General features: G+C 69.3%; 19 protein-coding genes and 1 pseudogene. 12 read left to right on the forward strand and 8 right to left on the reverse strand.

Translation table 11 applies throughout. From position 1 onward, the window contains the following. Positions 1 to 15: 15 nt before the first annotated feature. Positions 16 to 1,215 (reverse strand): NADH-quinone oxidoreductase subunit D, encoded by a 1,200-nt coding sequence (locus tag E0H92_RS05515; protein WP_131465137.1) that lies wholly within the window; start codon positions 1,213 to 1,215, stop codon positions 16 to 18. A gap of 26 nt (positions 1,216 to 1,241) precedes the next feature. Here E0H92_RS05515 and E0H92_RS05520 point away from each other — a divergent pair, with 26 nt between their 5' ends. Further along, complete coding sequence (locus tag E0H92_RS05520) at positions 1,242 to 1,730, forward strand: PH domain-containing protein (protein WP_131286948.1); 489 nt, start codon at positions 1,242 to 1,244, stop codon at positions 1,728 to 1,730. A gap of 161 nt (positions 1,731 to 1,891) precedes the next feature. Further along, positions 1,892 to 2,989 (forward strand): annotated as a pseudogene (locus E0H92_RS05525) (PH domain-containing protein); the annotation flags it as partial. 17 nt (positions 2,990 to 3,006) lie between these two features. Here E0H92_RS05525 and E0H92_RS44615 read toward each other — a convergent pair. After that, positions 3,007 to 3,882 carry an SAM-dependent methyltransferase gene (locus tag E0H92_RS44615; RefSeq protein WP_131495572.1) on the reverse strand — a complete coding sequence of 292 codons (876 nt, stop codon included), beginning with the start codon at positions 3,880 to 3,882 and terminating at the stop codon, positions 3,007 to 3,009. A 42-nt stretch (positions 3,883 to 3,924) separates the two neighbouring features. Here E0H92_RS44615 and E0H92_RS05535 point away from each other — a divergent pair, with 42 nt between their 5' ends. Next, positions 3,925 to 6,717 (forward strand): AAA family ATPase, encoded by a 2,793-nt coding sequence (locus E0H92_RS05535; RefSeq protein ID WP_131495573.1) that lies wholly within the window; start codon positions 3,925 to 3,927, stop codon positions 6,715 to 6,717. Here the strand turns inward: E0H92_RS05535 and E0H92_RS05540 are convergent. Beyond that, positions 6,707 to 7,267 (reverse strand): 2'-5' RNA ligase family protein, encoded by a 561-nt coding sequence (locus tag E0H92_RS05540; RefSeq protein ID WP_165549700.1) that lies wholly within the window; start codon positions 7,265 to 7,267, stop codon positions 6,707 to 6,709. The two genes, E0H92_RS05535 and E0H92_RS05540, sit on opposite strands and share 11 nt — an antisense overlap. Positions 7,268 to 7,358: 91 nt before the next feature. Here E0H92_RS05540 and E0H92_RS05545 point away from each other — a divergent pair, with 91 nt between their 5' ends. The 7 genes from E0H92_RS05545 (at position 7,359) to E0H92_RS05575 (ending at position 14,300) form a co-directional block, all read left to right on the forward strand. After that, entirely contained in the window at positions 7,359 to 8,207 is an 849-nt protein-coding gene (locus E0H92_RS05545) for a Rossmann-like and DUF2520 domain-containing protein (RefSeq protein ID WP_131495574.1), read from the forward strand. Then, positions 8,204 to 9,031 (forward strand): pantoate--beta-alanine ligase, encoded by an 828-nt coding sequence (panC, locus tag E0H92_RS05550; RefSeq protein WP_131335502.1) that lies wholly within the window; start codon positions 8,204 to 8,206, stop codon positions 9,029 to 9,031. Before E0H92_RS05545 ends, panC begins: the two co-directional genes overlap by 4 nt. A 22-nt stretch (positions 9,032 to 9,053) precedes the next feature. Beyond that, positions 9,054 to 10,712 (forward strand): L-aspartate oxidase, encoded by a 1,659-nt coding sequence (locus tag E0H92_RS05555; protein WP_131495575.1) that lies wholly within the window; start codon positions 9,054 to 9,056, stop codon positions 10,710 to 10,712. After that, positions 10,705 to 11,559: a carboxylating nicotinate-nucleotide diphosphorylase gene (gene nadC / locus E0H92_RS05560; protein ID WP_131495576.1), complete on the forward strand. Its 855-nt coding sequence runs from the start codon at positions 10,705 to 10,707 to the stop codon at positions 11,557 to 11,559. Before E0H92_RS05555 ends, nadC begins: the two co-directional genes overlap by 8 nt. After that, on the forward strand, positions 11,559 to 12,323 hold the full coding sequence (locus E0H92_RS05565; RefSeq protein ID WP_131495577.1) for a type III pantothenate kinase: 765 nt from the start codon (positions 11,559 to 11,561) through the stop codon (positions 12,321 to 12,323). The genes nadC and E0H92_RS05565 overlap by 1 nt, the downstream gene beginning before the upstream one ends. A gap of 73 nt (positions 12,324 to 12,396) precedes the next feature. Continuing rightward, on the forward strand, positions 12,397 to 12,834 hold the full coding sequence (locus E0H92_RS05570; protein ID WP_131495578.1) for a hypothetical protein: 438 nt from the start codon (positions 12,397 to 12,399) through the stop codon (positions 12,832 to 12,834). Positions 12,835 to 12,869: 35 nt separating this feature from the next. After that, complete coding sequence (locus E0H92_RS05575) at positions 12,870 to 14,300, forward strand: multicopper oxidase family protein (protein ID WP_131495579.1); 1,431 nt, start codon at positions 12,870 to 12,872, stop codon at positions 14,298 to 14,300. Here E0H92_RS05575 and E0H92_RS05580 read toward each other — a convergent pair. After that, positions 14,288 to 14,848 (reverse strand): carboxymuconolactone decarboxylase family protein, encoded by a 561-nt coding sequence (locus E0H92_RS05580; RefSeq protein WP_131465155.1) that lies wholly within the window; start codon positions 14,846 to 14,848, stop codon positions 14,288 to 14,290. The genes E0H92_RS05575 and E0H92_RS05580 overlap by 13 nt on opposite strands. 136 nt (positions 14,849 to 14,984) lie before the next feature. Here E0H92_RS05580 and E0H92_RS05585 point away from each other — a divergent pair, with 136 nt between their 5' ends. Next, complete coding sequence (locus E0H92_RS05585) at positions 14,985 to 16,283, forward strand: hypothetical protein (protein WP_238173322.1); 1,299 nt, start codon at positions 14,985 to 14,987, stop codon at positions 16,281 to 16,283. Here E0H92_RS05585 and E0H92_RS05590 read toward each other — a convergent pair. The 4 genes from E0H92_RS05590 to E0H92_RS05605 all read right to left on the reverse strand — a co-directional run bounded on the left by E0H92_RS05590 (position 16,269) and on the right by E0H92_RS05605 (position 19,130). Further along, a complete protein-coding gene (locus E0H92_RS05590) occupies positions 16,269 to 16,934 on the reverse strand; it encodes a DedA family protein (protein WP_131495581.1) in 666 nt (221 codons plus the stop codon). The genes E0H92_RS05585 and E0H92_RS05590 overlap by 15 nt on opposite strands. Before the next feature lie 213 nt (positions 16,935 to 17,147). Beyond that, positions 17,148 to 18,056 carry an SPFH domain-containing protein gene (locus E0H92_RS05595; RefSeq protein WP_238153043.1) on the reverse strand — a complete coding sequence of 303 codons (909 nt, stop codon included), beginning with the start codon at positions 18,054 to 18,056 and terminating at the stop codon, positions 17,148 to 17,150. Then, positions 18,044 to 18,490 carry an NfeD family protein gene (locus tag E0H92_RS05600; protein WP_131465161.1) on the reverse strand — a complete coding sequence of 149 codons (447 nt, stop codon included), beginning with the start codon at positions 18,488 to 18,490 and terminating at the stop codon, positions 18,044 to 18,046. Before E0H92_RS05600 ends, E0H92_RS05595 begins: the two co-directional genes overlap by 13 nt. A 73-nt stretch (positions 18,491 to 18,563) precedes the next feature. Continuing rightward, positions 18,564 to 19,130 (reverse strand): winged helix-turn-helix domain-containing protein, encoded by a 567-nt coding sequence (locus tag E0H92_RS05605; RefSeq protein ID WP_165549701.1) that lies wholly within the window; start codon positions 19,128 to 19,130, stop codon positions 18,564 to 18,566. A 58-nt stretch (positions 19,131 to 19,188) separates the two neighbouring features. On the opposite strand from E0H92_RS05605, the gene E0H92_RS05610 reads away from it, so the two are divergent. Continuing rightward, positions 19,189 to 20,412, forward strand: a complete 1,224-nt coding sequence (locus tag E0H92_RS05610; RefSeq protein ID WP_131495583.1) for an MFS transporter — start codon at positions 19,189 to 19,191, stop codon at positions 20,410 to 20,412. Positions 20,413 to 20,419 lie beyond the last annotated feature (7 nt).

The raw sequence follows: 20,419 nt of genomic DNA on the forward strand, positions 1-20,419 counted from the left end.
TTTTGTTTCCCAGCTCTACTTGTCGATGTCGCCGACGACGAAGAACATGCTGCCGAGGATGGCGATCATGTCGGGGATCATGGTGCCGGGGAGCAGGGCGGGCAGGGCGGAGATGTTGTTGAAGCTGGCCGAGCGGAGTTTCAGGCGCCAGGGGGTCTTGTCGCCGCGGGAGACCAGGTAGTAGCCGTTGATGCCGAGTGGGCTCTCGGTCCAGGCGTAGGTCTGGCCCTCGGGGACCTTGAGGATCTTCGGCAGCCGGACGTTGACCGGCCCGGCCGGCAGTGTGGACAGCTTGTCGAGGCAGGCGTCGACCAGGTCGAGCGAGACCTTGACCTGGTCGAGCAGCACGGAGAAGCGGGCGAAGCAGTCGCCTTCGGGACGGGTGACGACGCGCAGTACGTCCTGCAGTTCGCCGTACGCCAGGTAGGGCTCGTCGCGGCGGAGGTCGGCGTCCACCCCGGAGGCGCGGGCGATCGGCCCGGAGACGCCGTACTGCGCGACCAGTTCGGGGGCGAGCTTGCCGACACCGACCGTGCGGGCGCGGAAGATCTCGTTGCCGAGGATGAGCTCCTCGATGTCGGGCAGCCGGGACCGGACCGCGGCGGAGGCGGCAGCGGCGCGGCCGAGCCAGCCGTACGGCAGGTCTTCCTTGAGGCCGCCGACCCGGTTGAACATGTAGTGCATCCGGCCGCCGGACAGCTCCTCCATCACGGCCTGGATCGTCTCGCGCTCGCGGAACGCGTAGAACACCGGCGTGATCGCGCCGAGCTCGAGCGGGTACGAGCCGAGGAACATCAGGTGGTTCAGGACCCGGTTCAGCTCGGCCAGCAGGGTCCGCAGCCAGACCGCCCGGACCGGGACTTCGAGGCCCATCATCCGCTCGACGGCGTGCACGACGCCGAGCTCGTTCGAGAACGCGGACAGCCAGTCGTGCCGGTTCGCCAGGACGATGATCTGCCGGTAGTCGCGGACCTCGAACAGCTTCTCCGCGCCGCGGTGCATGTAGCCGATGATCGGCTCGCAGCCGACGATCCGCTCGCCGTCGAGGGTCAGCCGGAGCCGCAGGACGCCGTGGGTCGCCGGGTGCTGGGGCCCGATGTTGAGCACCATGTCGGAGGTCGCCAGCTCCGAGCCCGCGCCGGTCCCACCCCGCTCGTACGCCGGGTCGAATCCAGCAGCTCCCGCGCCGACTCCCACGACTCTTTCCGTGCTCATGACCACTATCGTGACAGGCTTTACCCGTGGACGACCTCTTCGCACCCTCGGATGTCAGTTGGACGCCGGTCTCGCCCAAGCTCGCCACGCTGCGGCGGCTGAACGCGGCGATCGTCGCCGGGCTGGCCGCGATCGTGGCGCTGGTCGCGCTCGGGCTGACCCTGAGCTGGCTGTACGGCGTGCTCGCGGTCGTGGTGATCGCGCTGCTCCTGGGCTGGTCCTGGGTGCTGATCGGACGCAACCAGCGCTCGTGGAAGTACGCCGAGCGTGAGGACGAGCTGCTGGTCAGCCACGGGGTCATGTTCCGCGAGCTGGTCGTCGTACCGTACGGCCGGATGCAGTTCGTGGACGTGACGGCCGGGCCGCTGGAGCGGGCGTACGGGATGGCCACCGTGGAGCTGCACACGGCGACGCCGGCCACCGACGCGAAGATCCCGGGGCTGCACCCGGACGAGGCCGGCCGGCTCCGTGACCGGCTGTCCGCCCTCGGTCAGGCGCAGGCGTGGGGCCTGTGACCGAGCAGGCTGAGCAGACCGGCGAGGTCGTCGGCCAGCGGCTGCACCCGCTCACCCCCTTCGTCAAGGGATGGGGGTACTTCGTCGTCGCGGCCTTCGCCCTGGTCAACAACGAGGGCCTGCGGAGCAACCTGAAGATCGCCGGCATCGGCCTGGCCGGGGTGCTCGTCGGCGGCATCCTGCTCGGCGCACTGTCGTGGTGGTTCACGAAGTGGCAGCTGACGAACGAGGCGATCCGGGTGGACAGCGGGTTCCTGTTCCGCCGGACCCGGATCATCCGCTTCGACCGGATCCAGGCGATCGACGTGGCGCAGCCGTTCGTCGCGCGGCTGTTCGGCATGGCCGAGCTGCGGATGGACGTGGCCGGTGGCGGTAAGAGCGACGGCAAGCTGAGCTACTTCCGGTACGAGGAGGCGCAGCAGCTCCGCACCACGCTTCTGGTGCGTGCCAAGGGCGAGAAGGCTGCTGAGCAGCAGGAGCACGACCAACTGGCCGAGGCGGCTGCTCCGCCGCTGCTGACGGTCCCGACCAACCGTCTGCTCGGTGCGACGTTGCTGTCGTCCACCGTGGTCGCCAGTGCCGGCGGACTGGTCTGGCTGATTGTCGCGACCATGGTGCTGGACTTCCACATCGGTCTGTTCGCCGGTCTGCCCTTGCTGCTTGGTGTGGTGCAGCCGATCTGGAAGCAGGTCGTGGGGAACCACGGGTTCACGCTGTCCGAGTCGGGCCATGGTCTGCGGACCAAACGTGGCTTGTTCGACATCCAGCGCCAGACCGTACCGCCCGGCCGCGTGCAGGGTCTGCTGATCACCGAGCCGCTGATCTGGCGGGCGTTGGGCTGGTCCCGGGTCGAGCTGGACATCGCGGGCGTGGCCGGGCAGAAGGAGGACGGCGACGACATGCTGGAGGGCGCACAGCTGCTGCCGGTCGGCGAGCGGGCCGAGGTGGCCTACGTCCTGTCACGGGTACTGCCTGGCTTCGACCTGAGCCGTATCCAGATGCACCAGGCACCGGAGCGCGCCAAGTGGCTGCGTCCGATCGGCTGGCGGTACCTGAGCTACGGCGTCGACGAACAGGTCATGGTCACCACGCGCGGCTGGGTGAGCCGCCGTACGTCGATCGTGCTGCATCACAAGACGCAGTCGGTCCGGATGGAACAGGGGCCGATCCAGCGGCGTCTGGGGCTGGCCAACGTACATGTGGACACTCCGCTCGGTCCGACCGACGCCACCGCGCTGCACCGCGACCAGGTGGAGGCTGCGGCGCTGGTGGAGGCTCAGGCGCACAGGGCGCGCGAGGCCCGTCGTACCGTGGCCGCGTCGGCCGCCGTCCAGACCCAGCCGAATCCGCCGAGCCCGGACGGGTCCAGCAACTCGGCAGCCTCCCCGGCTGACGACAGCTCCGACAGGTAGCGCAGCGGCTCTGTGTGAGCCAGTTCCAGGCTTGGACGTGCCGCGCTGACGCCTAAGGCTCGTAGGGCGTCACGCTGGCTCAGGATGGTGCCGCCGAGCGAGTCGAGGGCGACATGGGCAGTGATGTCACAGCTGCCGTCGGGCTCGGGTGAGCACTCACGTCCGTCGCGGAAGCCGGTCAGGGTCCCGTACGGCGGCCTGCCCGACCTCACGTGTCCGTAGTCGATGGCGATCGCGACCGCACCGTCCGCGAGCCGCCGGACCACGTCCTGCCAGGCCTCGTCACGTGCCCGGCCGACCTCGGCGCGATCACCGGGCTCGCCCGGCCACCACTCTTGCAACCAGCCCAGGTCGTTGCCGTCTACAACTTCTCCTGGTGTCAGGTCAGCGGCCAGGTAGCGGGGTACGCCGTCCTCGTCCCACTCGACCACCTCGCACGGGACGTTGTCGAGCCACTCGTTGGCGATCACCAGACCGGTCAGGCGATCGGGCAGCTGGTCGTCCAGTTCGATGTCCAGCACCGAGAGCCCTTCGTCGCGTAGGACCTTGCCGAGTTCGCCCGAACCGGCGCCTATGTCGACCACCGCGGAAAGCCCGAGCTGACCGGCCAGCCGCGCGATGGCGTGCCCGAACAGGACGGATGCGTGGACCGATGTCCGGAAGTGCGCAGCCGGGCGCTCCCGGCGGTAGAAACCCCCCGGCCCGTACAGTGCCCGTTGCCACGCATCCCTGAAGGTCATCGCTTCAGAGTATGGACCGTCACGATCTTAGGATCGGGCATCGTGGCGAAACTTCCGGCCGAGCTCGCGGTCCTGTTCGAGGGTGATCCGGCGTTCGATGTGGTCGGCGCGGAACCGCCGTACGTCGTCACACCGGAGTGGCTCGACGCGACGAAGGCCAAGATCGCGGATCTGGTGGACCGCCCAACGCTGGGCCGGGTGTCGGCCAGCAACAAGTACTTCATCGAGGGCTCGCCGCTGCTGGTGGACACGTTCTACTTCGTGTTCAAGAGCCTGTGGCCGGCGCTCGGCATCCTCGTCGGCGGCGCGCGGAACCTGCATTTCTTGCTGCTGAACCAGTGGCGCGAGGAGCAGCAGGAGATCGACACCGACATCGCGAACTGGCGGGAGACCGGCGCGTCCTTCGACATCCCGTACCCGCTGCGGCGCGACCGGGATTCGCAGGAGGAGGTCATCCGGGCCTGCCGCGAGATGCTGGACCTGCTGATCGGTATCCCGGGGCTGGAGGCCCGCCGGAAGGCGATGGCGTCCATGCTGGACCACGTCCTCGCCAGTCCGGAACTGCTCGATCTGCACCTCACGCAGTCCCGGCCGGCGGTGCTGAAGCGCTGGATCGAGGAGTTCGGCAACGACGACATCCGCCAGATCTACCCGAACCTGTCCGGCAACCCGCTCGACCTGATGGTGTACGGCGTGAACCGGCTGCAGGCGGCGTACACGCGGATCGCGGCGGTGACGCCCGAGGCGGAGAAGTCGTTCGCGGAGGAGATCGCCAGCCTGCTGCAGCAGATCGGACGGACCGATCTGCCCGCCGGGCTCTCGTTCTCGGCGCTGGGCCCGTCCGGGACAGCTGAGGTTCAGACGACGCTCGAGACGGTGAAGACCCGGCCGGATCCGGCCGAGTGGCGGCGTCGGCGGCAGGCGTGGATGATCCGGGCGGTCGAGGCCGGCGCGGCGTACGACGCTCGCGAGTACCTTGCCGCGACGTACCAGGTCGGCGCCAGCCTCAACGGGCTTCCGGACAAGGCGAAGGCGTCGAAGGAGCTGTACATGGTCGCCGGCTTCTTCCGGGGGCTGCGCGACCTGCACTCGTTCCGGCCGCCGAAGGCCGTACCCACGACGATCGTCGAGGCGGAGGCGCCGGACAAGCTGCGGGCTGACGTGCCGGTGGCCGGCGACCCGATCGCCGACCTGAACGAGATGACCGGGCTGGGCGCGGTGAAGGCCCGGGTGCACGAGCTGGTCGCGGAGGCGAAGGTGGCCAAGCTGCGCGCCGAAGCCGGGCTGCGGCTGCCGAAACCGATGGGGCACCTGGTGTTCAGCGGCAACCCGGGCACCGGCAAGACCACGGTCGCCCGGATCCTCGCCGAGGTCTACCGCGACCTGGGCATGCTCTCGTCGGGTCACCTGGTCGAGGTGGGGCGGGCCGACCTGATCGCGTCGTACATCGGCCAGACGGCGCCGCGGGTGACCGAGGTGGTCGAGCGTGCGCTGGGCGGCGTGCTGTTCATCGACGAGGCGTACTCGCTGTTCAACACCTCCGGGCGGGACTTCGGCCGGGAGGCCGTCGCGACGCTGATCCAGCTGATGGAGACGCACCGCGACAACCTGGTCGTGGTGATGGCCGGCTACCCGAACGAGATGTACTCGCTGGTCGAGAGCAACCCGGGGCTCAAGTCGCGGATCCGGACGTTCGTGAACTTCCCGGACTACACCGACGGCGAGCTGCACCGGATCTTCCTGCAGGCCGCCGAGCAGGCCGGGTTCGTGCTCGGCGCCGGGGTGTCCGAGCAGGCGCTCGCCACGCTGCACAAGGCGCCACGGGCACCTGGGTTCGGCAACGCGCGGACGGTACGGACGTTGCTCGAGCGGATCGCGACGCTGCAGGCGGTCCGGCTGGCCACGCTGGAGTCCCCGACCATGGAGCAGGTCCGGACGATCGAGCGGTCCGATGTCGCGGAGCTGACCGACGAGAACCTGGGCGATCTGCCGCGTCATGAGGACCCGCGGTCCGAGCTGACGGCGATGACCGGGCTGACCGAGGTCAAGGCGACCGTCGAGCGGCTGGCCGCGGAGGCGCAGGCCGACGTACTGCGGTCCAAGGCCGGGATGCCGCCGACCGAGCGGTCCCGGCACATGGTGTTCACCGGCAACCCCGGCACGGGCAAGACCACCGTGGCGCGGCTGCTCGCCGAGATCTACCGGGACCTCGGTCTGCTCGGCGTCGGCCACCTGGTGGAGACGAGCGGCAACGAGCTGATGGGCCAGTACGTCGGCCAGACCTCGCCGAAGGTGAAGCGCCTGGTGGAGCAGGCCCTCGGTGGCGTGCTGTTCATCGACGAGGCGTACACGCTGGCAGATGCACGCGGCTACGGGGCCGAGGCGCTCGCCACGCTGATCAAGCTGATGGAGGAGCACCGCGAGGACCTCGTCGTGGTGCTGGCCGGATACACCGAGCCGATGGAGGGGCTGTTCCTGCAGAACCCCGGGCTGCGTTCGCGGGTGCCGACGACGTTGGAGTTCCCGGACTACTCGTCGCTGGAGCTGCAGGAGATCTTCGAGTACCTGAGCGGCAAGGCCGGGTACCTGCTGGCCGACGGGGTCGTGGAGCGGGTCGGCTCGTTGCTGGACCGGATCAGGCACATGGCCGAGTTCGGGAACGGACGGGACGTGCGGAACCTGTTCGAGGCCACGGTGTCCGAGCAAGCCGTCCGGATCGGTGCGCTCACCGACCCGAGCGTCGACCAGTTGCGTGAGCTGACGCCGGCCGACGTACCGGCGGACTGGCAGGCCAAGAAGGCTGCCGGCGCGGTGGGCTTCCAGGTCAGGAAGTAGCCAGCGGTACGGCGCCGATCTGGTGCCACACGCCCTCCGCGTCCTCACGCCACAGCTCCAGCTCGGTCAGCTGGACGGTCGGAGCCGGTGCCGCGGCCAGGGCGGCGTTCGCCTCGGCCACCACGGCCGGACCGCCCTGCGCGGACGACGAGATGGTCAGGTGAGGATGCGGGTCCGGGAACTCACCGCCGTACGGCGGGCACTCGGGGAAGGCGTCGAAGACGGACAGGAGGATCGAGCGCACCTTGTCGAACGGCTCCGGCTTCAGCCACGCCGTACCGTTCGGGAACTGACCCGCGACCGGGAAGCTGAGCTCGAACGGCTCGATCGACGCAACTGCTGCCTGGAGGCGGGCCAGGTCGGTGTCGGTGGGTTCGGCGACCCAGGGGACCAGCACTGTCACGTGCGGCGGGATGAGCTCGGTCAACGGGACCTGTGGTCTCGCGGTCGACCGTGACACCGAACGCCAGCGCTCTGTGTACTCCGCCAGCTCAGGAACTGTGATCAGGATCGCCGTCAATTCGGCACCTGCTGCCCACGCATCACTCACCCTGCAATGCTCTCATCACCTACCCTGACAGGTAGATCGTCTGGTACCCGGAAGCGGGACTGGAACGAGAAGAGAGTGAGTGCACCAATACATGGAACGGATCGGCTTGATCGGAGCCGGCCGGGCCGGGACCGCCCTGGGAGCAGCCTTGGCGGCAGCCGGACATCCCCTGGTCGGAGCGACCGCGCGCTCGGGCGCGTCCCTGGACCGCGCCGCCCGCCTCCTGCCCGCTGTGCCCGTGCTACCCGCTGACGAGGTCACGAGGAGCGCAGACGTCGTACTGGTCGCCGTACCGGACGACCTGATTCGCGAGGTCGCGCACAGGCTGCCGTTGACCAGTGCGCAGTACATCGTGCACCTGTCCGGAGCGCACGGTCTGGCCCCGCTGGCTGGGCTCTCCGCGACACCGGTCGCGCTACACCCGTCTATGACGTTTCCGGGCGGTCTGGTCAGCCTGGACGGGGTCATGTTCACCGCGACCGCTCCTGACGCGGCACGGGCGGTCGTCGAGCGGCTGGTGAAGGCGCTGGGCGCACAGGTGCAGTGGGTCGCCGACGAGGAGCGTGCGCGCTACCACGCCGGTCTGGTCCACGGCGCGAACCACCTGACCACCTTGGTCTCGCAGGCGGTCGCCGTACTGCGGGAGGCGGGCGTGGCGGATCCGGTGGCGACACTCCGGCCGTTGCTCGTCGCAACCCTCGACAACACGCTGCGATCCGGTCATCATGCGCTCACCGGGCCGATCGCCCGGGGAGATGTCGACACGGTGGCGGCACATCTGGCAGCACTCCGGGGCAGCACGCGGCGCACGTACGCCGAACTGGCCCGGGCGACTGTGGAACTGGCGACGGACGGGCGGCTGGACGCGGAGACGGTTCGCCGCTTGACCGAGGTACTGGACGGGCACCGGGCAGATCCAGCAGGGGAGGCACCGCGATGAGACTCACCCAGACCAAAGCGGAACTGCGCGCGGCGGCCGCGATCCGGCCACGGGCGGTCGTGATGACGATGGGCGCCCTGCACGACGGCCACGCCGCGCTACTGGCCGAGGCCCGCGAACGGGTCGGGCCGGACGGCAGCGTGCTGCTGACGATCTTCGTGAACCCGTTGCAGTTCGGGCCGACCGAGGACTTCGACCGGTACCCGCGGACACTGGCCAGCGACCTGGCGATCGCGAAGAACGAGGGCGTCGACCTGGTCTTCAACCCGTCCCGGGACGAGCTGTACCCGAACGAGCCGTCGATCACGGTGCATCCGGGCCCGCTGGCCGACGAGCTCGAGGGCGTGTTCCGGCCCGGGCACTTCTCCGGCGTACTGACCGTGGTGTCGAAGCTGCTGCACCTGACCGCGCCCGACCTGGCGTTGTTCGGCGAGAAGGACTACCAGCAGCTGACGCTGATCCGCGAGATGGTCTGCGACCTCGACATGGACGTCGACATCGTGCCGGTGCCGACCGTGCGGGAGGCGGACGGTCTCGCGCTGTCCTCACGCAACCGGTACCTGAGCGAGACCGAGCGTGACGAGGCGCTGGTGCTGTACCGGGCGCTGAGCGCGGGCGCGAAGGCCGGGATGAACGGGCCGGACGCGGTGCTGGCCGCGGCCCAGGCCGAGCTCGAGGCGGTGCCGTCGGTCAAGATCGACTACCTCGCCCTGCGAGCCCCCGATCTCGGCCCGGTGATCGGCCCCGGCGAGGCCCGGATGCTGATCGCCGCCCGCGTCGGCCTGACCCGTCTCATTGACAACATTTCCATCACCCTCCGATGAATTCGGTTGATACGGTCGCGGGATGACGATTCCCGCTGTGCCGCAACGGCTGGCCGCGGCCGAGCCTGGTTGGACCGACACCGTCGACGTGGTGGTGATCGGCTCCGGTGTCGCCGGGCTGAGTGCCGCGCTCAAGGCCCGTGAGCTGGGCACCGTCCTGGTGGTGACGAAGGACGTCGTCGCCTCCGGCTCCACGCAGTGGGCGCAGGGCGGTATCGCCGCTGCCCTCCACCCGGAGGACTCACCCGAGGAGCACCTGCAGGACACGCTCGTCGCGGGCGCCGGGCTGAGCGACCCGGAGGCCGTCCGGGTGCTCGTCACCGAAGGTCCGGACGCCGTCCGCGACCTGATCGACCTGGGTGCGCGCTTCGACACCATGGCCGACGGAGAGATCTCGCTCGGCCGCGAAGGCGGGCACCACCGGAACCGGATCGCGCACGCGGGCGGCGACGCGACCGGCGCCGAGATCGAGCGGGCGCTGGTCGCCGCGGTCAAGCGGGCCAAGGACATCCGGTTGGTCGAGCACGCCCTGGTCCTCGATCTGCTCACGGCCGCCGACGGCTCGGTCGCCGGGGTGACGTTGCACGTGATGGGCGAGGGGCAGCTGGACGGCGTCGGCGAGATCCGTACCAGGGCTGTGATCCTGGCCTCCGGCGGTCTCGGGCAGTTGTACGCGGCAACGACCAACCCGAGCGTGTCGACCGGTGACGGTATGGCGCTCGCGCTGCGGGCCGGCGCGAAGGTGCGGGACCTGGAATTCGTGCAGTTCCACCCGACCGTGCTCTGGCTGGGCAAGAGCGCGAAAGGCCAGCAGCCGTTGGTTTCCGAGGCGGTCCGCGGTGAGGGTGCGTTCCTCGTCGACCACAACGGAAAACGTTTTATGCAAGGCCAACACGAGCTCGCAGACCTCGCGCCGCGGGACATCGTGGCGAAGGCGATCATGCGCCAGATGCTTGCCACCGGCAAGGACCACGTCTACCTGGACGCCCGGCACTTCGGTGACGAGAAGTGGCGGGTCCGGTTCCCGACCATCCTCGCGTCCTGCCGCTCGCACGGTATCGACCCGGTCCGCGAACTGATCCCGGTCGCCCCCGCCTGCCACTACTCGTCGGGCGGCGTCTGGACGGACCTGAACGGCCAGACCTCGGTGCCCGGCCTGTACGCGTGCGGTGAGGTCGCGTGCACCGGCGTCCACGGGGCCAACCGGCTCGCGTCCAACTCGTTGCTCGAAGGGCTCGTGTTCGCCCGCCGGATCGCCGCGCACCTCGCGAACGGGCTGCCCGAACGGCGCGAGCCCGCCGACGACCGCCGTACGCCGGGACTCGTCGACGCGGACGTCGTTCCCGAGCTGCAACGGGCGATGACCGTCGGCGCCGGCGTGATCCGGAGCGCGACCGGCCTGGCGGAGGCGGGTGCGGCGATCGGCAAGCTGATGGAGCAGCCGTACGGCGAGCCGGGAACGCCGGGCTGGGAGGCGACGAACCTGGTGACGGTCGCCTCCGCGCTGGTCGCCGCGGCGACCGCCCGCGAAGAAAGCCGTGGCGCGCACTGGCGCGAGGACCACCCGGACCGCGATGATCTGCACTGGTTCGGAAGCCTGGACCTGACACTTGATCAGCAGGCTGTGCCGCAAGCCACGTTTGTATCGCGCGAATCCGAGGAGAATGACCGGCATGGATGAGACAGTCGACCGGCAGTGGGTCGGTGACCTCGTGCGGGCAACCATCGAGGAGGACCTGGCCGGAGGCGTCGACGTGACGACCACCGCCACGGTCGACCCGGACCAGGTGTCGGTCGCCGAGCTGGTCGCCCGCGCCGACGGTGTGGTGGCGGGCCTGGAGATCGCGGAGCTGGTGCTGCGCCAGGTCGCGGCGCCGGACGAGATCGAGATCGAGCACACCGTCCACGACGGCGACTCGGTGCAGCGGGGCGCAGTCCTGATGACGGTCCGCGGCAAGACGCGGCAACTCCTGACCGCCGAGCGCACCACGCTGAACCTGCTCTGCCACCTGAGCGGTGTCGCCACGCTGACCAGGCGCTGGGTCGACGCGGTCGAGGGCACCGGCGCGGTCATCCGCGACACCCGCAAGACCATGCCGTTGCTCAGGTCCCTGGAGAAGTACGCCGTACGCTGCGGTGGCGGGAAGAACCACCGGATGGCGCTGTCGGACGCCGCGCTGATCAAGGACAACCACGTGATCGCGGCCGGTGGTGTCGCGGAGGCGTTCCGCCTGGTGCGCAAGGCGTATCCGGAGATCGGGATCGAGGTCGAGGTGGACTCGGTCGAGGACGCGGTGATCGCGGTCGAGTCCGGTGCCGAGCTGATCCTGCTGGACAACATGGACGTGCCGTTGCTGCGGGAGGCGGTCGAGAAGGTCGCGGGCCGGGCCCGGCTGGAGGCCTCCGGCGGGCTGACGCTGGACAAGGCGCGAGAGGTGGCCGAGACCGGTGTCGACTTCCTCGCGGTCGGTGCGCTGACGCACTCCGCGCCGGTCCTCGACATCGCGCTGGACCTGAAGGAGGCGTGATGTTGCTGGCCGTCGCCGTCGAGAACACCAGGACGCTGGTCGGCCTGGTGTTCGAGGGCACGGTCAAGCGGCACTGGTGGGTCGGGACCGATCCGCGTCGTACGGCGGACGAGTGGGCGGTGCTGCTGCAGGGCCTGCTCGCCGGTGAGTCCCCGGTGTCCGGGATCGCCGTGTGTTCCGCCGTACCGCATGTGCTGCACGAGTTGCGGGACGTCGTGTCGCGCTACTACGAGGGTGTGCCGAGCGTCGTCGTCGAGCCCGGCGTGAAGACCGGGCTGCCGGTGCTGGTCGACAACCCGCGGGAGGTCGGCACGGACCGGATCGCGAACGCGCTGGCGGCCGTCAGCAAGTACGGCGCTCCGTGCCTGGTCGTCGACGTCGGTACGGCGATCACGATCGACGTGGTGAACCCGGCCGGCGCCTTCATCGGCGGAGTGATTGCCCCAGGCATCGAAACCGCGACCGACGCGCTCGGGCAGGCGGCCGCGCAACTGCGCCGGGTCGAACTGGTCCGGCCGCGAACGGTGGTCGCGAAGAACACCGTCGAGGCCTTGCAGTCCGGCGCGATCCACGGCTTCGCCGCGCTCGTCGACGGCCTGGTCGCGCGGATCCGGACCGAGCAGTCTCTGAACGACGACGTCGCGGTCGTCCTCACCGGCGCCCTCGCGCCGCTGCTCGCGGGCGAACTCACCACCCCGATCCACGACGAACCGTTGCTGACCCTGCGCGGTCTGTATCAGGCGTTCGCCCGCAACCACCTCTGAGGATTAACCTCTTGTGCCCTTGAGGTGACCTGGCTCACTATGAGGCCAAGGGGCTTCAGGGGTTGGGGGAAGTATGAGGTCTGTTTATCGTGCCTTGGCCGGGCTCATCGCGATCGGCGTGCTGGTCCAGGCAGCGGCGATCGGGCTAGCGTGGTTCACGGTGCTCAAGGATGTCGACGGCGGCTTGGTGTACGACAAGAACTCCGATTTCAACGCCGGACACATGATCCACACCATCGTCGGCAGCGGGATCATTCCGCTCCTCACGATCTTGCTGCTGATCATCTCGTTCTTCGCGAAGGTCGACGGCGGCGTCAAGTGGGCGCTGTACGTGTTCGGCCTGGTCGTCCTGCAGTTCGGGCTGGCCGTCGCGTCCTTCGGCGCGCCCGTGGTCGGCGCGCTGCACGGACTGAACGCGTTCGCTCTGCTCGCGGTCGCGAGCATGGCTGCCCGTCGCGCGGCCGCACCGGCCTCGGCGTCCGCCGAGACACAGGCCGAGGCGACCACTTAGATGCGCTTGGCAACTGACAGGGGGCGGTCGGGATAATGCGGCCGCCGCCTCGCCGGGTGCTGATCGGGATCGTCGCGACGATCGCCATACTGGCGCCGCTCGGGTTCTTCTGGCAGCGGAGTCTGGTGCCGAACGACCTGTCGCCGATGGCGATGGGGTACGCCGACTACGGCGGCGGGCCGGTGTCGCCGCATGCCCACCACGGTACGGACGTCAGCCAATTGACCGGTCCTGCCGATCGGAAGCCTGCTGTCGAGGTGGAGCTCGTGGCGCGCACGGAGCGTTTCGAGATCCCCGGCCGCGGATCGATCGACGGCTACACGCTGAACCACACGTCGCCGGGTCCGCGGATCGTCGCGAGACAAGGCGATCTCGTCCAGGTCACCCTGCGCAACGAGAACGTTGCCGATGGCATCACCTTGCATTGGCACGGTGTCGACGTACCGAATGCCGAGGACGGTGTCGCGGGTGTCACCCAGGACGCGGTCCCGCCGGGCAAGTCGTACGTGTACCGCTTCGTCGCGAAGGACGCCGGCACGTACTGGTACCACTCGCACCAGGTCTCCCACGAGCAGGTGCAGAAGGGTCTGTACGGCGTACTGATCGTCCAACCCACCGCGACGGACGTGGTCGCGGCAGTGCACACGTACGACAAGGTCCGCACGGTCAACGGCGAGTACGGCGAACGCCGGGTGAAGGCACCCGGTCCGCTGACCCGGCTGCGGTTGATCAACGCCGACAACGGACCGATGCCGATCTGGGTCGACGGGGCGTCGTACAAGGTGGTCGCGGTCGACGGGACCGACGTGAACGCGCCGACCGAGGTGAGTGGGAATGCGGTGCTCGTCACCGCGGGCGGCCGGGTGGACCTCGAGATCCCCACGACGAAGGCGGTGCGGATCGGGCTCGGCGGCGGACCGACGACGCTGGTGATCGGCGACGGCGACGCGCCGGCCGGGACCGAGCCGAGGGACCGGGTCGACCTGCTGACGTACGGCGCCCCGAAACCGCTCGGGTTCGATCCCGCGAAGGCGACCCGCGTGTTCCGGTACGACATCGGCCGCCAGATCGGTTTCTTCGACGGGAAACCCGGGCTGTGGTGGACGATCAACGGGCATCAGTACCCGGACGTGCCGATGTTCGTGGTGAGCGAGGGCGACATCGTGCGGATGACGATCAAGAACAGCTCGGGCCAGGTCCATCCGATGCACCTGCACGGCCACCACGTCGTCGTACTGAGTCGCGACGGGGTGCGAGCGACCGGGAGCCCGTGGTGGACGGACTCCCTCAATGTCGAGGACAAGGAGACCTACGAGGTCGCGTTCGTGGCGGACAACCCGGGGATCTGGATGGATCACTGCCACAACCTTCCGCACGCCGCGCAGGGGCTCGTGACGCACCTGATGTACACGGGCGTCACCACGAACCACCACCTCGGCGGCGACCCGAACAATCAGCCTGAGTGAATCGGGCGTCCGACGGTAAGGGTCTTGCGCAGGGTCTCGGGGAGGCCGTTGAAGGCCTCGTCGGGTTGGGTTCCGGTCGCGTCGAGGGTCTTGGAGAAGAAGGCCCGGGCTGCGGCCGCGAGCGCTACGTCGAGTACGTCGGCGTCCGACAGGCCGACCGCTTTCAGGGCGTCGACGTCCGCCTGGGTCACGGTGTCCGCGGCGAGTGCGATTTGGCGTGCGAAGGCCATCACGGCGCGGTCGACCGGGTCGTTCGCCGGTTCGTCCACGAGGGCCACGACTTCCTCCGCGGTGTAGAACTTGTCCGCGAGGATCTGTCCGTGCGCGAGGCTGCAGTAGCTCGACTTCAGCGCGGTCGCCGCCGCCAGCGTGGCGAGCTCGTAGCGGCGCAGGTCCATCGACTCCTTGATCGCGCCGTTCAACTGCTTCCACGCCTCGTAGACGGCCGGCCGCGCCGCGAACGTGTGCACGAAGTTCGGCACATGCCCGGCCGGCGCCCGGTTCGCCGCGAACATCTCCGGTTCGTTCGGCGTCTTGATGAATGCCATCTCGGTTCCCCCCTCAGTGGCTTACCTCACGGTAGGTGCGCGATACCGATCCGGCAACGGTCGTGGGGATCCGGCACCTGTGACTGGGTATGGTTCACCAGGTTGATCGTGAGGCGGTTGAGACGAGGTGGTCGGAATGCGGCGCGTACTCGCCGTCGCGCTGGCAGTGGTTGCGGGGGCTGCCTCGCTGACTGCCTGTGCCTCCGACCCGGCGCCGACCGATGTCACCGTCGCGTGGGCGCCCAAGGGGCGGGCCGCGGTGCTGGTGACCTGGAAGGACAACGGGCTGCCGAACCGGGTCACGATCGAGGGCGTGCTCAGCGAGAGCCCGTCGTACCTGAAGTACATCCCGGCCGGTGAACCGAACCAGTGGGAGATCCCGACCTCGGCGTTCCCGCCGGACGGGAACTACAAGGTCGCCGTCGGCACCGGGACCTCGCAGGGCGGGGTGACCAGCAAGCTCGCCAAGTCGCCGGTGTTCGACACCGACGGTCCGGTGCGGCCGAGCGCTGCCGCGGTGGCGAAGCAGGGGCGCGGTGTGCTGATCCGCTGGTCGGTGCCGGTCGCTCCGCAGGACTTCACGCCGAACGACCCGCTGGACGTGAAGGGCAAGAAGACCCAGCGGTACGTGCCGATGATCGGGCGGCCGGGCAAGATGCTGAAGGTGATCGGCCCGGCGACAACCTCGAACCGGCAGGTCATCAAGAGCATCAAACCGCCGTACACCTTCCAGCTGCGCACCCAGAACGAGTGGAGCACCAGCATCGGCGGGCAGGTGCTCGGGCTGACCAGCTCGATCAACGCCGCCGTCCCCAGGCTGGCCCAGTTCAGCGTGCCGATCCGGGTCCGCGGGCGGGTCATCCTGCACCAGGTCGGCTGCGACCTCGAGACACCGTGCACGAGCAAGCGCGCGACACCGGCCGGCGTACCGGTCGTGGTGCTGACGCAGGTCGCCCCGGGCGCCCGGTGGACGCCGGCGGCGCGCGGATCGACGACGGCCGGCGGGTACTACGACATCGCGGTGCAGACGGGCGGCAGCCGCCCGTACAAGATCATCGTGCCGGAGAACACCAAGGGCAGTACGCAGACCGGTACGTCGACCAGTAGGCCGGCGTACACGAAGAGCGTCGTCCGGGTCGCGTCGGCCGGATTCGCCAACGGGAACGTGGCGACGGCGAAGGGCTCGACGGTGACCGTGTCCGTCACCGTGAAGCCGGCCATGAACACGACCGTGATGCTGCAGGCCTGGAACCGGCAGACCCGTCGGTGGGTGGACTCCAAGGCCCTGCCGATGCGCAACGGCGTCGCCGCGCTGGCGTTCAAGGCCGCGCAGCCGGGCGACTTCGTCTACCGGTTCGTGATCCCCGGCGCGATGATGTTCGGCCGGCCGATCGACGGGACCACGACGGCGCAGTTGCAGCTACACGTCCGCTGACTCGGTCGCCGCCTTGGGGACCGGCCCGGCCTCTTCCCGGCGGCGTTTGCGGACCTTGTGGACGACGTACAGCGCGACCGCCACGACCGCGACGGCGATCAGCGCGATCACCGACACCCGGCCGAAGATCTTGTCGGCGTTGTCGCCGATCTTGTACGCGACGACGCCGATCGTGGTCGCCCAGGCGATCCCGCCGGCGGCGTTCGCGACCAGGAAGCGCGGGTAGTGCATCCGCAGCATGCCGGCCATCGGGCCCGCGAAGATCCGCAGCAGCGCGACGAAGCGGCCGAAGAACACCGTCCAGACGCCGTACTTGTGGAAGTACTTCTCGGCCCGGACGATCCGGTCCTCGGAGAAGTGATGGAACCGCCGGCCCAGTCGTTCGAAGAGCCGGCGGCCGGCCTTGCGGCCGATGAAGTACCCGATCGAGTCGCCGATGATCGCGCCCGCCGCGGCGGCCAGGATCACGAACTCGATCTTCAGATGATGCTGCTGCGACGCGAGCAGCGCGGCCGCGATCAGCGTGGTCTCACCGGGCAGCGGTACGCCCATGCTCTCCACGCCGATGACCAGTCCGACCACCAGATACGCGAGGATCGCCACCCCGGACGGGATGGCGATCGCCTGCGCGACAAGCAGAGGTTCCCCCATGCACCCATAGTGACATCGTGGGACAACCGATTTGGTGACCGGGCAACTAAAAGTCGTGGCTGGCCGTCCCCCGCCTACTGCGGGGCACTCGGCACGGCACCTCGGCGCACGGGTACAAAGGCCACGATGCTCCGCATCGAGACCTTCGCCCCCGCACGCCGAGCTACCGCACCGAGCACCTCCTCGCTACGGCGTGGGACGACCAGCCACGACTTATCCCCGGGTTATTTCAGGGTCGTGGCCGTTGTCGGACGGGACTTCCGCCGGAACCTGCGACGGTATCCGGGGTGTCTCGCCGTTGAACGCCTTGGTGACGTTCTGCAGTGCGGTGGTGACCTCGGACGGGATGACCCAGAACGTGTTGCCGGGGCCCTTGGCCAGCTCGGGGAGCATCTGCAGGTACTGGTACGCGAGCAGCTTCGGGTCCGGGTCGTTGCGGTGGATCGCCTCGAACACGGTGTCGATCGCCTTCGCCTGACCCTCGGCGCGCAGGATCGCGGCCTGCCGGTCACCCTCGGCCGTCAGGATCCGGGACTGCCGCTGGCCTTCGGCGTTCAGGATCGCGGCCCGCTTCTCCCGCTCGGCCCGCATCTGTTTCTCCATCGACTCCTTGATCGACGCCGGCGGCTCGATCGCCTTGAGCTCGACCCGGTTCACCCGGATCCCCCACTTGCCGGAGGCCTCGTCGAGGACGCCGCGGAGGATCGAGTTGATGTGCTCGCGCGACGTCAGCGTCTTCTCCAGGTCCAGGGCGCCGATGACGTTGCGCAACGTGGTCACGGTCAGCTGCTCGATCGCCTGGATGTAGTTCTGGATCTCGTACGCCGCCGCGCGCGGATCGGTGACCTGGAAGTACAGCACCGTGTCGATGTGCACGACCAGGTTGTCCTCGGTGATCACCGAGTTCGGCTGGAACGAGACCACCTGCTCGCGCAGGTCGATCAGCTGCCGGGGCCGGTCGATGAACGGGATCACGATGTTCAGTCCGGGCTCCAGCGTGCGCAGGTAGCGGCCGAGGCGCTCGACGTTGCTGGCCCGCGCCTGCGGAACGATCCGCACGGTCCGCAGTACCAGCACGACGGCGAGCAGCGCGACGACGATTCCGATGATCAGTTCGGCCATGGTTCCTCCTGAGGATGGACGAGGGCGGTAGCCCCCTCGATGGCGAACACGTCGACCCGGGTCCCGGCGGGGATCCGCAGGTCGGGGTCGTAGGAGCGGGCACTCCACTCCTCGCCGCCGATCCGGACCCGGCCGGCGTCCCGGTCGCACGGCGCGAGGACGACGGCCTCGCGGCCGACCAGCGCGGCGACACCGGTGCGCAGCGTCGGGTGCCCGGTCAGGTGCCGGCGCGCCACCGGGCGGACCAGCGTCACCATCGCCACGGCGGTGATCGCGAAGGCCAGCACCTGGAAGCCGATCCCGAGGCCCAGCCCGCCGATCCCGGCCGCGGCGAGCGCGGCGACGGCGAGCAGGAGCAGGTCCAAGGTCGCCGTCATCAACTCGGCCGTGCCGAGGACGGCGGCGACGATCAACCACAGGATCCAGGACTGCATGGCGACCACCCGACGGCGGAAAGTACCTCTACTTCGACGGTACTCCTGGATACGCCCACATTCAGCTAACGGTTCAGCTGCCTTCCGGCGGATCCCCGGTCGGTACGACGGCGACCAGCGACGTGATCTCGCGCGCACCGGCCGGATGGCTGCTGATCGACCGGTTCTTCTTGAAGCGGTCGACGAGCCCCAGCAGCTCCTGGTTGAACTGCTCCGCCTCGTCATGGGTCAGCCACAGCCGGGACCGGCTCATCGAGCTGACGTCGTCCCAGGGGTCGTCCGCGTCCATCTCGACGAACTGGTCGGCGACCGCTTCCATCGTGGTCCGCAGCATCGCCTGGCTGGCCAGCCGTCCGGCGCTGCTCGACTGCGAGGAGATCACCAGGTTGGCCGCCGGCGCCTTCCACGGGCGCTCGCGGCCGTCGGCGGACTCGTCGGCGCGCTCGATGATGCCCCACTTCTCCAGCGCCCGGAGGTGGTAGCTCATCGCCGACGGCGTCAGTCCGGCCAGCTCGGCGCACTCCGTCGCGGTCAGCACCTTGCCGCTGAACAGCTCGTCGATGACCACCTGCCGCGCGGGGTGCGCGAGCGCCCGGATCGCCCGCGGATCCGTGATCACCAGCTGCTTCTTCTTCGCCACGAGGTCAGCGTAGCGAACCTCTTGACGCCGCGAGATCTGAAGTGTTTACTTCACAACTATGAAGCAAACCCTTCAGACTTCGATCTGGTCGCGTCCCGACATCCGCCTCGTCCTGCCTGCTCGCGCGCTGTCGTACGCGGGCGATTCGATCGCGATGATCGCGCTGATGCTGCGCGTCTCCGACGGTCACGGTCCGGCAGCCGTCACGGCACTGCTGCTCGCGTTCGCCGTACCGACCGTGGCGATGATCCCGTTCGCCGGGCGGATCGTGGACGGGTTCGACTCGCGGACGGTCCTGGTCTGGTCGGGGCTGCTGCAGGTGGTCGCCGGCGTCGGGCTCGCGTTCGTGCACGACCTGGTCAACACGCTGGCGCTGGTCTGCGTACTGCAGATCGGCCAAGCCGTCGCAGGGCCGGCGTGGGGTGCGCTGATCCCGCGGATCGTCGGTGAGGAACTCGTCGGTCGCGCCACCGGGACCAGCCAGGCCCTGATCGGGGTCGCGATGCTGGCGGGCTCCGCGGCCGGTGGTGTGCTGGTCGGCTGGGTCGGCAGTCGCGGCGCCCTGCTCGTCGACGCCGGGACCTTCCTCGCTCTGGTGGTCGTCGCGCAACTGGTCCGCACCCGCCGCCGGCCCGAGCCCGGTGCCGCTCGCGAGCGAGGCGGGGTGTCGGCGGGACTGCGCGCCGTCTTCGGCGACGACATCCTGAGGATCCTGGTGCCGGCGCTCTGGCTGTTCGTGGTCGCAGGCGAGGCGGTCAACGTCGTGGAGGTCTTCCTGATCACCGGCGAGCTCGGCCTCGGGCCCGGTCTGTACGGCGTGGCGGGCGCGGCGACCGGGGCTGGGGCGATCTTCGGCGCCTGGTACAGCGGCCGGCTGAACGGCGACCACGCCCGGGCGGTGGGAGTCGTCGTGGGAATGGCGGCGATCGGCGGATCGGCCGTGCTGATGGGTCTGGCGGGGAACCTCGTGACCCTGCTGATCGGAGCCACCACGATCGGCGTCGGCAGCGGGATGCTGAACGCGGCGGCCAACGCGCTGGTGGTCACCAGGTCCGCCGAGGCCGTCCGCGGCCGGGTGATCGCGGCCCTGAACGGTACGGTCCGCTCGTTCAGCATTCTCGCGATGCTGCTGGGCGGTCTGGCGGGTGCGCTGCTCGGTCCGCGCGGGACGTTCGTGACGTGCGGAGCGGCCTGCGTGGCGGCCGCCGTGGTCCTCGGCGCCCTGGTCACCCGGAGCAAGGACGAATCAAAGGATTCGGAGCTGGAGGCACTCAGTCACTAGCCTTTGG

The sequence above is a fragment of the Kribbella speibonae genome, assembly GCF_004331375.1.
GTDB classification, from domain to species: domain Bacteria; phylum Actinomycetota; class Actinomycetes; order Propionibacteriales; family Kribbellaceae; genus Kribbella; species Kribbella sindirgiensis.